This is a genomic window from Roseivirga spongicola (assembly GCF_001592965.1).
GTDB classification, from domain to species: domain Bacteria; phylum Bacteroidota; class Bacteroidia; order Cytophagales; family Cyclobacteriaceae; genus Roseivirga; species Roseivirga spongicola.
In genome coordinates, this window is record NZ_LRPC01000012.1 from 251,978 (window position 1) to 264,552 (window position 12,575).

General features: G+C 41.0%; 14 protein-coding genes. 4 read left to right on the plus strand and 10 right to left on the minus strand.

What is annotated here, in order from left to right; translation table 11 throughout:
- Positions 1–23: 23 nt before the first annotated feature.
- The 4 genes from mscL to AWW68_RS09040 form a co-directional block, all read right to left on the minus strand.
- Positions 24–431 (minus strand): large-conductance mechanosensitive channel protein MscL, encoded by a 408-nt coding sequence (mscL, locus tag AWW68_RS09025; RefSeq protein ID WP_068219696.1) that lies wholly within the window; start codon positions 429–431, stop codon positions 24–26.
- A gap of 137 nt (positions 432–568) precedes the next feature.
- A complete protein-coding gene (locus AWW68_RS09030) occupies positions 569–1,597 on the minus strand; it encodes an AI-2E family transporter (RefSeq protein ID WP_068219698.1) in 1,029 nt (342 codons plus the stop codon).
- A 60-nt stretch (positions 1,598–1,657) separates the two neighbouring features.
- Positions 1,658–2,512 carry a ChaN family lipoprotein gene (locus tag AWW68_RS09035; RefSeq protein WP_068219701.1) on the minus strand — a complete coding sequence of 285 codons (855 nt, stop codon included), beginning with the start codon at positions 2,510–2,512 and terminating at the stop codon, positions 1,658–1,660.
- A gap of 4 nt (positions 2,513–2,516) precedes the next feature.
- Positions 2,517–3,278 carry a hypothetical protein gene (locus AWW68_RS09040; protein ID WP_084375662.1) on the minus strand — a complete coding sequence of 254 codons (762 nt, stop codon included), beginning with the start codon at positions 3,276–3,278 and terminating at the stop codon, positions 2,517–2,519.
- A 453-nt stretch (positions 3,279–3,731) separates the two neighbouring features.
- Between AWW68_RS09040 and AWW68_RS09045 the strand changes: the two genes are divergently transcribed.
- The gene (locus tag AWW68_RS09045) at positions 3,732–4,031 is read left to right on the plus strand and encodes a GIY-YIG nuclease family protein (RefSeq protein ID WP_068219708.1); all 300 of its coding nucleotides are present in this window, start codon (positions 3,732–3,734) and stop codon (positions 4,029–4,031) included.
- An 811-nt stretch (positions 4,032–4,842) separates the two neighbouring features.
- Here AWW68_RS09045 and AWW68_RS09050 read toward each other — a convergent pair.
- Positions 4,843–5,694 carry an SDR family oxidoreductase gene (locus tag AWW68_RS09050; RefSeq protein ID WP_245660225.1) on the minus strand — a complete coding sequence of 284 codons (852 nt, stop codon included), beginning with the start codon at positions 5,692–5,694 and terminating at the stop codon, positions 4,843–4,845.
- Between AWW68_RS09050 and AWW68_RS09055 the strand changes: the two genes are divergently transcribed.
- A complete protein-coding gene (locus AWW68_RS09055; RefSeq protein WP_068219711.1) occupies positions 5,693–5,992 on the plus strand; it encodes a GIY-YIG nuclease family protein in 300 nt (99 codons plus the stop codon). The genes AWW68_RS09050 and AWW68_RS09055 overlap by 2 nt on opposite strands.
- A gap of 188 nt (positions 5,993–6,180) precedes the next feature.
- On the opposite strand, the gene AWW68_RS09060 is transcribed toward AWW68_RS09055, so the two are convergent.
- The 4 genes from AWW68_RS09060 to AWW68_RS09075 form a co-directional block, all read right to left on the minus strand.
- A complete protein-coding gene (locus AWW68_RS09060) occupies positions 6,181–6,687 on the minus strand; it encodes a dihydrofolate reductase (protein ID WP_221405984.1) in 507 nt (168 codons plus the stop codon).
- Positions 6,684–7,604, minus strand: coding sequence for a methionyl-tRNA formyltransferase (gene fmt, locus AWW68_RS09065; RefSeq protein ID WP_068219714.1), 921 nt, complete (start codon positions 7,602–7,604; stop codon positions 6,684–6,686). The genes AWW68_RS09060 and fmt overlap by 4 nt, the downstream gene beginning before the upstream one ends.
- 88 nt (positions 7,605–7,692) lie before the next feature.
- Positions 7,693–8,535, minus strand: coding sequence for a hypothetical protein (locus AWW68_RS09070; RefSeq protein WP_157717586.1), 843 nt, complete (start codon positions 8,533–8,535; stop codon positions 7,693–7,695).
- 156 nt (positions 8,536–8,691) lie between these two features.
- A complete protein-coding gene (locus tag AWW68_RS09075; protein WP_068219719.1) occupies positions 8,692–9,840 on the minus strand; it encodes an exo-beta-N-acetylmuramidase NamZ family protein in 1,149 nt (382 codons plus the stop codon).
- Positions 9,841–9,885: 45 nt separating this feature from the next.
- Between AWW68_RS09075 and AWW68_RS09080 the strand changes: the two genes are divergently transcribed.
- The gene (locus AWW68_RS09080; RefSeq protein WP_068220796.1) at positions 9,886–11,106 is read left to right on the plus strand and encodes an ABC transporter permease; all 1,221 of its coding nucleotides are present in this window, start codon (positions 9,886–9,888) and stop codon (positions 11,104–11,106) included.
- Here AWW68_RS09080 and AWW68_RS09085 read toward each other — a convergent pair.
- Complete coding sequence (locus tag AWW68_RS09085) at positions 11,068–11,856, minus strand: polyprenol monophosphomannose synthase (protein ID WP_068219722.1); 789 nt, start codon at positions 11,854–11,856, stop codon at positions 11,068–11,070. The genes AWW68_RS09080 and AWW68_RS09085 overlap by 39 nt on opposite strands.
- A 31-nt stretch (positions 11,857–11,887) precedes the next feature.
- Between AWW68_RS09085 and AWW68_RS09090 the strand changes: the two genes are divergently transcribed.
- On the plus strand, positions 11,888–12,529 hold the full coding sequence (locus AWW68_RS09090) for a D-glycero-alpha-D-manno-heptose-1,7-bisphosphate 7-phosphatase (protein ID WP_245660226.1): 642 nt from the start codon (positions 11,888–11,890) through the stop codon (positions 12,527–12,529).
- The last annotated feature ends 46 nt before the right edge of the window (positions 12,530–12,575 follow it).

Consider the following 12,575-nt stretch of genomic DNA (forward strand, 5'->3'; position numbering starts at 1 on the left):
AAAGCCGGTTTAACCGGCATTTGTTATTTTTTTAGTAGATCTCTAATTTCTGTAAGCAGTACTTCTTCTTTAGTTGGTTTTGGGGGAGCAGCTGGCGCAGCTTCTTCCTTCTTCTCCCACCTTTCCTTCATTCTATTGTAAGACTTTACAATCATAAATACGGCAAAAGCAACGATGACAAAAGTAAGCACCGTGTTGAAGAAAATACCATAGTTGATTGCAACCTCAGCAGTTGCTCCATCGGCAGAAGCTTCTTGTAGCACAACTTTCATTGTAGAAAAATCGACCCCACCTAACAAGAGCCCAATCGGAGGCATAATTACATCGTTAACTAACGATTTGGCAATGGCTCCAAAGTATGTAGCCATAATCAAACCAACGGCAATTTCTACCACGTTGCCCTTGGAGATAAATTTCTGGAATTCTTTCATGTTATTAGTATAGTTTAAGATTGTCGGTTGGCTCCATTAAGGAGAGAAGAATAATGGGGAACAATCTTTGGGAGGAATAGCAATATAGCTACTTTTTTCCTTTCCTAAAAAACAATCAGAATTGGGTTAAGTGGAAGTTACGACCCTGACATGAGCTGGGCAATAACTCTTGTGTTCTTATACTGTTCCATTAAAATTTTCAAGAATACAGTAATTGGAATAGACATGATGAGCCCTGGGATTCCCCAAATGTAGCCCCAAAGCATCAGCGCTACTAGTATGGTTACCACATTTATTGAGAACGATTTTCCCATAAAAATAGGCTCTAATACTCCTCCAATCACTGCTTGAACCCCTGTGGCGCTTAAGAAAAAGAAAAACAACATGGAAGAAGATTCTATTTCAACAAAAGCAAATATGGTGACTACCAGAACGCAAATTACTGAGCCTACCATTTGCACAAAGTTGATTAAGAAGGCAAACAAACCCCAGAATATTGGAAAGCTCACACCAAAGAATAAACAGATGAGCCCTGTTCCAAGACCTGTCAAAAAGCTTACAAAGAATTTAACTTTAATGAAGGTTAGAAGGTCTTTTTCGATCTTTCTAAATGCTTTTACCGATGTGAATTGTTGCTTAATTACGGTTGAGCGTAATACTTTCTGAACATCGAAAGACTCGGCCAATAGAAGCAAAACAAAGAAGATTGTAGTAAGTATTCCAGAAATTGTTCCGCTTACAAAATCTACGGTAGGCATAAAGTTTTTCATCACTGCCTCCTTACTTATCAGGCCTTTTAGGGTGTCTTCACCTTTTAAGAAGTCTACCCCGAAAAACCTTTCTAAGCTCGCTACAAGTTGACTTAGTTTTATTTTTGCTGCATCGAAATATTCGTTGTCAGTTTGGTTAAACTCTAAGCTAGATAATTGGATTACAGCTCCAAGCACTCGAAATGAAGCCGCCATAATCAGCACAACTAAAAGTATGTTGATGAACTTTGGAACTCTCTTTTTCTTTAACCACCTCATCATTGGCAAGAATATCAATGCCAAGAACATGGATGAGACCAAAGGAATGAAAATGAAAGAAAGTGTTTTGAGAATGTAGAAAACCAATGGGACTACTATAAAAAGTAGCAGAATATTGGTGGTTTTACGGTCGTTCATAAAGTTTTAATACTAATCGTAAAGGTATACTCAAAAGATGAGGAATAGTTTGAATTAGTATTAATAAGTCTTTGTCATGTTATTATCTACACAGATAATAAAGTCTGCTTCTCCCAAAAACTCATCTTTTAGGCTGGTTATATCGGCCTGTTCTACCGTAGTAATGGTGAGCATGTTTAGACCAGGTTTGTATTGGTTCAAATACCATAATATGCCTTCGTGATAACCGGAATGATAAGAACCATTGTAATGCATAAATAATTTTCCAGGCTGAAAATTGGAAGCAATGAAATGTCCCATAGTAGCATCTTTTGAGGCTTGAGCCATCACCATTTTCGGAGTGCCGTGGCCAGCCATCATCTCTAGAATATTGGTATATCGTGGTAGATTAGCATCGTAAGGAAAGGGTTGAGGAGCGATCCACCTTTTATCTTCTGCGCTTAGCTTTTCCAATGCCTCAAAACCTTTTCGGTTTACCATGCTGGCATACCGCCTCGGAATGTTAGTGGCAATGAATTCTAGATTATTGTCTTTCGCATAGTCTACTAAAGGTTTGTAGTCGGTTGCGTAATTGTTCCAAAGTCTGGCTAGGGTATCCAGAGCTTTTTGGTCAATCTTTCCACTGAGATAATCATTCAGTTCATCCTGATTATCAGCTTCCATCATTTCAGCTCCAAGAATTAAATCTCTTTTTGTTCCTAACTCAGCAGTAACTTCGTACTGAAGCCAATGCGAAATAGGGTTATTGTGTAACTCCCCGAAGAAGACCACATCTTGCTTGGCCAACTGCTTCATCATTTTCTTATAGCTAACCTTCTTTCCTTTTGCATTATAAATAATATAAGGGCCATTGTTTTGGGCCAATGAAAGAACGGTAAAAAGTGATAGGCTCAGGGTTAGTAAAAGTCTTTTCATGCTATTAGTTGGATACCCTGAAATATAGCTGATCTACTCCAGTATTCTTTGATATTCTGTGGTAGGCGGTGATAATTACTTCGTGATTTCCAGTTTTCTCTAAAGTAAGATTGGCTGTGAATGTGTTTTCTGAAGGGTTTTGCATGGGGATGTTTTTCCAGAATTCACCATCTACATAAACCGATGCTTTAACATCCATATCGTTTGAATCCCATAGACCACCATCAGAAATAGTACAGCCACACATCATTACAATGTTGGCCTTCAATTCTACCGTCTTGTCCTCTTCAATGGAAAAGCCTTGATGTGTTTGAGGGTAAAGGCCATCTACTACAAAACCAGGGATCTCCAGAATCAGTCCCTCACCGTCAATATGTTTACCCGGAATAAGCCAAAGCTGTGTTTGGGCTGCCACTTTGGCTTCCTTGTGTGCAACAGGGCTGAGTGCTTCTACGGTCACGAATAAAGGTTTTTGCAGGCTGATATTCGCTTCAAAGGCCGCTGCTCCGTAGGCAATTGGAGTATACCTTTCATGAGCAGTTTTCATGATGGCGTCTGTGTTTCCCGTGCCACCTTCAGTGAGTCCCTTGGCCAATATCTCATTGGTCTGAGCATCTCTAATAATGATCATTGAACCACCCATGCTGGAGCCTATGAATTTAGCATCCTTGGCCTTGGTTCGAACAATGATTTTAGTGTCTTGAGGCTCCTGGCTGTATACAGTGAAACAGGAAATTAGAAAAACAGTGATCAGTAGATTTCGCATGGTTGAAGTTAACATTCTTGCCTAGAACTGTCGATCTCTTTTTTCTGAAAAGGATATTGGTTGATTTTGGAGATTCCCAGTCAAGCTCACTGTTGTCCGGGGAATGACGAATCCGCATCCTTTACGTCATCCCCGACCTGATCGGGGATCTCCTTAACGTACCAATAATTCAAGAGGGAGTATTGAAAAGATGGAATAGGCGATGGAAGGAAGAATTGATTACAGCTTTTAACCCAAAGTTGAGGGATTTGTGGGAGGAAATTGATGGCTTTAATTAAGCTTTAGAGATTCCCAGTCAAGCTGGGAATGACGGATCCGTTAGGCTTGGCTCTCTAAGTTTGTATTGCATAAACAGGCAGCAGGGTAAAAGATTTAGATTCTGTATCGGTCACGTCATCCCCGATTTGATCGGGGATCTCATTCAGTTTTCGTATTTTCAATATAAATACACAAATGCCAAAAGGTGGATACGTATATATCATGTCTAATAAGACTCGAACGGTTCTTTACATCGGGGTCACTTCTGATTTAGAATCGAGAGTTTATCAACATAAAAATGGAGAAGGGTCAAAGTTTACCAAACTCTATCGTTGCTACTTTTTAGTCTATTACGAAGTGTTTGATCATATCGAGTCAGCAATTGCTAGAGAGAAGGTGCTGAAAAAGTGGAATAGGCGATGGAAGGAAGAATTGATTACAGCTTTTAACCCAAATTTGAGGGATTTGTGGGAGGAAATTGATGGCTTTAATTAAGCTTTAGAGATTCCCAGTCAAGCTGGGAATGACGAATCCGCATCCTTTACGTCATCCCCGACCTGATCGGGGATCTCTTTAATGTACCAGCAATTCAAAGGAGAATATTGAAAAGATGGAATAGGAGCTGGAGGAAGAATTGATAACAGCTTTTAACCCAAAGCTGAGGGATTTGTGGGAGAAAATTGATGGTTTCAATTAAGCTTTGGAGATTCCCAGTCAAGCTGGGAATGACGGATCCGTTAGGGTTGTCTCTCCAAGTTTGTGTTGCACGAAAAGGCAGTAGGGTACAGGTTTTAGATTCTGTATCGGTGACGTCATCCCTGACCTGATCGGGGATCTCTTTAACGTACCAGCAATTCAAGGGAGAGTACTGAAAAGATAGAAGGAAGAATTGATTTCAGCTTTCAACCCAAAGTTCAGGGATTTCTGGGTGGAAATTGATGGTTTCAATTAAGATTTGGAGATTCCAGTCAAGCTGGGAGTGAGGAATCCGTTAGGCTTGGCTCTCTAAGTTTGTATTGCATAAACAGGCAGTAGGGTACAGGTTTTAGATTTTGTATCGGTAACGTCATCCCCGACTTGATCGGGGATCTCTTTTACGTACCAACAATTCAAAAGAGAGTAATGAAAAGGTGAAACAGGACATGGAAGGAGGAGTTGATTACAGCTGTCAGCCTAAGGCTTAGAGATTTGTGGGAAGAAATTGATTGCTTTAATTAGGTTTTGGAGATTCCCAGTCAAGCTGGGAATGACAAATCCGCATCCTTTTCGTCATCCCCGACCTGATCGGGGATCTCAGTTTGAAAACTCACCTCACCTTCGCTTTCTTAATCATTCTTGCAAATAGGCCTGGTAAGAAACGCTTCACAAAAGCACCATAAGATTCTCTACCGATATAGACTTCTCTTTTTTCTTTCACCATTGCCTTAACAATGGCCTTCGCACATTCATCAGCCGTCAGACCATTGGCTTGAGCATTGTCCATGCTACCCAATGCTGAGCCATCACCAATAAAAGCATTCACGCTGACATTGGTTTTTACAAAACCTGGAGCTGCGATGGTTACTTTGATTCCACTGTCCTCCAGTTCTGCTCGCATGCTGTCGTAAAATCCGTGCAGAGCATGTTTGCTTGCTGCATAACCAGATCGATAAGGAGTGCCGAAAACCCCAGTAAGGCTGGTGACTACCACGAATTGACCGGAACCTCTTTCCAGCATATGAGGGAGAAGTGCCTTTGTAAGTCCAACTGACCCAAAGTAGTTGACTTCCATCAGGTCTCGATCTACTTGAAGAACCGTGTCTTTGACTAAAGATCTTTGGCTGCGTCCTCCATTGTTAATTAGAATGTTTACTTGGTCAAAGGCAGAAATGGCTTCCTGAACCTTCTTCTCGAAGGTTCCTGACTCTATCAAATCTAGTGGTAGAACTTTGATTCTGTCTTGGTTAGCACACTCTAACTTTACCCTTTCCAGTTCATCTTCTCTTCTTGAAGAAAGGATGAGATTAATTGGAAACAGGGAAAGCTGTTTGGCGAGTGCTTCGCCAATGCCTGAAGATGCGCCTGTGAGCCAGATGGTTTTGTTTTGAAGATTCATATCGTTTATTGTCATTCCTGCGAAGGCAGGAATCCCCCCTTTAATTTGGCTAAATTTAATCATGGGTAAAAACGGTTATGTATACATCGTGTCAAATACTCATAGAACTATGTTCTATATTGGAGTCACTTCCGATTTGGAAAGCAGAGCTTATCAACATGAAAATGGTTTAATGAAGGGGTTTTCTAAGAAGTACAATTGTGTTGACCTGATTTACTACGAGGTTTTCAATCATATTGAGCCTGCAATTGCTCGAGAGAAAGTACTCAAGAAGTGGAAGCGGGAATGGAAAGAGAGAATCATTCTAGAAATGAATCCGGAAATGAGAAGGTTAAATGATGAGGTTTTTCGTTTCAATTAGGATATCCCTGCCTGCGCAGGAATGACAGGCCGGGAGTTGGTCACGTGCCGATAGTTGCCTGATGTTGGATCCCCACGCGCGGTTGTACCCAGACTTAAGTGAATCCATGTTTGCTTTTGATGCAGCACACAGATGGCACGAACTATCTCCCTCTTTGAAGAGGGAGTGCCGAAGGCGAGGGAGTAGATTTATTTCCTCAAATAAGTCACAAAGTCAAAAGCAAATTGATGCTTTTCGTCTGCAGGGTGGTGAACACGAGTTTCCTCTTTCCAGTTTTTGTGATCGAACTCGGGGAAGAATGTATCTGCCTCATCAATAATGGCGTTGACTTCCGTAATATACATTTTGTCTACCAAGCCTTTATCTAGTGAGTCTTTGTAGATTACCCCTCCACCAATCACAAAGACCTCTTCCACTTTAAGTTCATCTTTGGCTAATTCAAATGCAGCTTCCAGACTGTTGACAGCAAAGTGACCTTCAGGAGCTTGATAATCTTCTTGTCGGGTGACAATGATGAAGGTTCTTTTCGGAAGAAGTCCAGGTAAGGAATCGAAGGTTTTTCGACCTAAGATCACAGCATGATTCAGAGTGACTTGCTTGAAGAAGCGGAAGTCATCTGGTAATCGCCAAAGTAGGTCATTATCTTTTCCAATGGCATTGTTTTTCGATTTGGCTACTACTATAGTCCTGATCATAAGCTATTTCCTCTTAAGAAGTCCTCTATATTCATGCGCTTTTTACCCTGCATCTGCAGCTCTTTGATAGACAAAGCACTACCTCCCGTTTGAATATGCAAATAGCTTTTGTTGTCCGTAGCGTAATCGCCTGGTTTTTCTCCTGCAGAAGTTAACTCGAGCTTTTCTGCTTTGTAAATCTTGAACTGTGTTCCGTTGATCATGGTCCAAGCCGCTGGATATGGAGAAAGCCCACGAATGAAGTTGTACACTTTTTCAGACGTTTTACTCCAGTCGATTTCACAGGTTTCTTTGAAGATCTTTGGTGCGTGCTTTATTTCTCCGCTTTGGTCTTGAGGGTCCTGCGGATAGTCATCTTCCTGAATGGCTTGAACTGTTTTGAGAACCAAACCGGCCCCTCTTTCCATCAATCTGCCATACAAGTCTCCCACATTATCATCTTCCTCAATAGGCTCTTTTTCTTGGAAAATGATATTTCCCGTGTCGATTTCATGTTTGAGGAAGAAGGTGGTTACTCCGGTTTCTTTCTCTCCATTAATAATCGCCCAGTTGATAGGTGCTGCACCTCTATACTGAGGTAGGAGAGAAGCATGTAGGTTGAAAGTTCCGATTTCGGGCATATTCCAAACCATTTCTGGCAGCATACGGAAGGCTACTACAACCTGTAAATTAGCATTGTAGCTTTTCAGTTCTTCAATAAACTCAGGTGATTTTAGATTGGTAGGTTGAAGCACCGGAATATCTTGAGAAACCGCATAGTCCTTTACTGGAGAAGTGGCCAGCTTTTGTCCTCTGCCCTTCGGTTTGTCTGGTGCAGTGATGACGGCCACTACATTGAAGCCATTTTCAACTAGTATTTGCAAGCTTGGTACCGCAAATTCTGGGGTGCCCATATATATAATTCGGAGGTCTTTCATTCAGAGATTTTCTGGTGATAAAAATAGAAACAGAAAAAAGAAATGACTACTATTGAGTGTTAAAACCTCAAGGACTTCAATTGAAAGACTAGTTTCTCGAAGTCCTAATTTTATTTTCATTCATGGTTGCGAGCTTTGTTTTTAGTTCAGCTAATTCTTTGTTAACTTTTATTAACTCTTTGTTTTGCTGTATCATGTGTAAGGTAAGCTCTTCAATTTTTTGGAGGAGTCTTTTGTTCATATCACCTAATTCAATCCCACTGTTTATAACATCATCTTCCTTTGGGATATTTGGTAGATGCCCCTCTAACTCTATAAATGCTTCTAGTTCCTCAAGGCTCATTAAGTTATAGGTTTTCCCAAAAACGAAGTCAGGCCAGCTTGTCATCTCAACTTTAATCTCTCTTGCACCAATAGATCCATTTACAGCAAGTTTATGAGAACCGGTGGTAGTAGTTCCTATTCCAATATTTCCATTTGGTAAAATTCTCATTCTTTCCGTGACACTGCCTATTGTGCCCAAAGGAGATGTCCAAAAACTGATCCCGGTACCTTGCGAAGAAGTAGTAAAGTCTTCTGCCGCATAGCCTACAATAGCGGCTGCAGTGTAGTTAGAGAATGAAGACCCTGCATATCCAGTGAAGTTCAGGCTTCCGAGCCAATCACCAGATAAGTTGGCACTTGGGGAGTTGAAGCTACCTCTTGCCGTTCTATATCTAAATGCTGCAGCGATAAAGCCATTACTCCCGACATACCTATCCATATAGTTTAGGGTATTGCCAGAGATATGCAATTGTGAATTAGGAGAGCTTGTTCCAACTCCTACAAATCCGGATGATGGGAAATGGTTGGATTGGCTTTTACAAATTGATGTACTTACCAATAATAATAATAATAAGACTATTTGTTTAATTGGTTTGAGTGATGTCATTGTAGATGATTAGTATAGTTTGATATGAATGAAGGAAATTTCAGATAGTATAAACTAAGTTGCTAGAATATTTTTTTGTTAAAGTGTGATTGCAAGCCCAACAAAGTGAAATTAATCACTTTTATTTTATTTTTCAGAGTATTAATTGTGTTTTTTTTAGAAATCCTCATACAACAAATACTCCTTACGCATAGCCTTGTAAGCATCAAGCTTCGGTTGCCAGGTGGCTCTAATTTGCTCTTCGCTTAAGCCAGACTCTACTTGCTTCCGGAACTCTTTGGTGCCAGCTAATAAGTCGATATAGTCTCTGAAGAAGGTGGTGTCATCTTTCAGTTCATGGTGATACTGAAGCAAATATTTGAGGGTAAATTCATAAGATGCCTCAGTACCCACAAAACTCTGCCCGAAGCATTCTTTGCCTTCCATTGGGGGGTATTTCGACCCAGCATTAGGCTGTGGAGTAAATGAGTAAGACCCTAGCGTGTAGTTTGGATGGCCAATAACCTCAAAGGGATGGTCAGTACCTCGGCCTACGCTTACCACAGTGCCTTCAAACAGGGCTAGGCTAGGGTATAGGATAATAGAATTATCTGTTGGAAGATTAGGCGATGGACTAATTGGCAAGGAATAAGTCTGAGAATGATCCCAGCCTTTCATGGGGATGACAGTCAAATCGGCCTTAACTCCACCTTCTAGCCAGCCTTCTCTGTTGATCATATTGGCCAATTCTCCAACGGTTAGGCCGTGAACCACTGGGATTGGATGCATTGCCACAAAGCTGTTGATGTCGTCATCTTTGACGGGACCATCTACATACATACCGTTGGGATTTGGCCGATCGAGAACCAAAACTTTTTTGCCGTTTTCTGCTGCAGCTTCCATTACATAATGCATAGTGCTGATGAAAGTGTAGAAGCGCACGCCAACATCTTGAATGTCGAAAAGGAGTATATCTACATCGGCTAGCATTTCGGCCGAAGGCTTTTTGGTTTTGCCATAAATAGAAATAATGGGTAAGCCAGTTTTAGCGTCTTTCGTGTTGTCTATGGTTTCTCCGTCAGGTGCTTCTCCTCTAAAGCCATGTTCCGGAGCCATTACCTTTACCACGTTTACGCCTCTGCTCACAAGGGTGTCTACTAAATGCGTTTTTCCTATGGTTGAGGTTTGGTTTACCACTAATGCCACTCTTTTGCCCTCTAAAAGTGGTAGGTATTTGTCCATTTTTTCGGCACCAAGCTTCAATTCTTGCGCTTCAGAACAGGCAAAACATGAAAAAATGAGAAGAGATAGGAATAGGCGAATCATTTGCTTCGTTTATCTTTGAGAATTGGGGCTAAAATAACCATAATCTTGAACCTCCCTTACTTCGTTTCCAAAAGAATCAATAGTACCGAAAAAGGCAGCTTTTCTGGTACTATTCATAAAATAGCCATTGCCAGTGTGGCTTTGGGTATCGCTATTATGGTGGTGTCTTTTATGATTCTGGGAGGTTTCCAGAACAGTATCAAGGATAAAATTTACAGCTTTTCAGGTCATATTCAGATCAAGAAATTCACTCTGACCAATTCTTATGAAGAAGCGCCAATTGTGCTAGATGATGAACGAAAGGAGATGGTGCTCGCAGACCCTCATGTTCGGCATATCCAAGAATTTGCCCATAAGCCAGGGCTTATTTCTATGAACGATGAAGTCTTTGGACTGCTGTTTAAAGGCATGGGGCCAAGCTTCGATACCACTGCTTTTAAGCCTTATATGGTAGAAGGTACTTTCCCCGTGTTGTCTGATACAGGTCGGTTCACCAATGAGGTGATTATTAGTGAAAAGCAAGCCAGGCAAATGCAGGTGGGTGTGGGAGATAGAATTGTGTCTTACTTCATTATGGATCCGCCAAAAACGAGAAGTCTAACTGTTAAAGGAATCTTTAGTTCGGGGTTGGAAGACTTCGACTCTCAGATTGTTATTGGTGATATCAAGTTGATCAGGAGCCTCAATGCTTGGGAAGATAATCAGGTGGGAGGCTATGAAGTGTTTATCAATGACCTCGATAAAATAGAGGAGGCCGATGATGATCTCGTTCAATACTTAAGCGTTGAGCACTATACTGAACGAATGGATGTTAAGTTTTCCAATATTTTTGATTGGTTGAATTTACTGGCTCAAAACGTCCATATCCTTATCGGACTGATACTTTTTGTAGCATGTTTCAACATGATTTCGGTGTTGTTCATTCTTATTATGGAACGCACTTCAATGATCGGTTCTTTCAAAGCATTCGGAGCTACTAACAAACTCATCCGTAGAATTTTCACCTTTAACGGGGTGAGGTTGGTTTTGAAAGGCCTTTTGGTCGGAAATGCAATTGCCCTGCTATTTGGCTGGGTTCAGTATACCTACAAAGTAATTCCTTTAGAAGCTTCGACTTACTACATGGATCATGTACCGATTGATTGGGATTGGGTAAAGTTTGCTGGTCTCAACCTACTTACTTTGGTGCTTGTAGGTCTTACCCTGGTATTGCCTACCGCAATTATTTCAAGAGTTAGTCCCGTCAAGGCCATTCGCTTCGACTAGCCGAGGCTCTAGATTCATTTCTTTGCGGAAGTTTCTAAAGAGGCTATTCAGCTTAATCTGAACAACTCCAAGCACTGCTTCTTTGATGATTCCACCACTCATTTTTGACTGACCACGAGTTCTGTCAGTAAAGATGATAGGCACTTCGGTAATGTTGAAACCGTACTTCCATGCCAAGAACTTCATTTCAATCTGGAAAGCATAACCCATAAAACGAACCTTGTCTAGTTCAATGGTTTCTAGTACAGAACGATGATAACACTTGAAGCCAGCGGTGGTGTCATTAATTGGCATTCCAGTGATGATTCGAACATAATGGCTAGCAAAATAACTGAGCATTACTCGGCTCATTGGCCAGTTTACCACATTTACCCCAGTCACGTATCGCGACCCGATAGACATGTCGTTTCCAACTTCGGTACAAGCCTTATAAAGTCTCAGTAAGTCTTCCGGGTTGTGAGAGAAGTCGCAGTCCATCTCAAAAATGTACTCGTAGTTTCTCTTCAATGCCCACCTAAAGCCATGAATGTAGGCTGTGCCTAAACCAAGTTTGCCTTTTCTTTCTTCTAGATGAAGCCTGTCTGGGAATTGAGCTTGCTTCTCTTTTACAATTTTGGCTGTGCCATCAGGAGAATTATCATCAATGATGAGCACATGGAAGTCTTTTTTGAGACTCATCACCTTGTCAATCATCAGGGCGATGTTCTCTTTTTCATTATAAGTGGGGATTATTACGATACTATCACTCATAGGAAGCTGCAAAACTAAACGATTTCCAATAATGAGCGATTCAGGGATGGAAATTAACTTTCCTTATTTTAGCTCAAAATTGAATATAAAGAGAAACGACTGTTTGTACATAGAGTTAGACAGTGTTTCTGTAAAAGATGTTAAGATGGGTGTGACGAAATGCGTTTTTCTTGATAGAGACGGGGTCTTGAATGAAGAATTGGGGTATCAAGTAACCAAGCCAGAAGAATTTAAGGTGAAGGAAGGAATTGCAGAGCCTTTAAAACAACTGAAGGAAGCCGGTTATTTGCTTATAGTAATTACCAACCAAAGCGGAATTGCTAAAGGCAACTATACGGAAGACTTTGTTTTGGAGTGTCATGAGCGAATTCAGCAGGCTTGTGGAGGAATATTGGATGACTTGTATTTCGCGCCAGGGCATGAGTCGGTAAGTAAGAGTTTGCTGCGCAAACCAGATTCTTTGATGTTCGAGAAAGCCATTGCGAAGTACAACATCGATCCGGCTCAGAGCTGGATGATAGGAGATAAGGAAAGAGACTTAATTCCAGCTAAAAAGCTTGGTATAGGTAGCATTCATTTGACAGACAAGGAAGTTTCTGAGTATGCCGACTTTAAGGTTTCTGACCTTACTGAAGCAGTCGCTGAAATTTTGAATGTTAAGGTTGAAGGATGAATTGGTGTACTTTTTTCTATTTAAGTTTTTACCCCTGTCCCCTAAA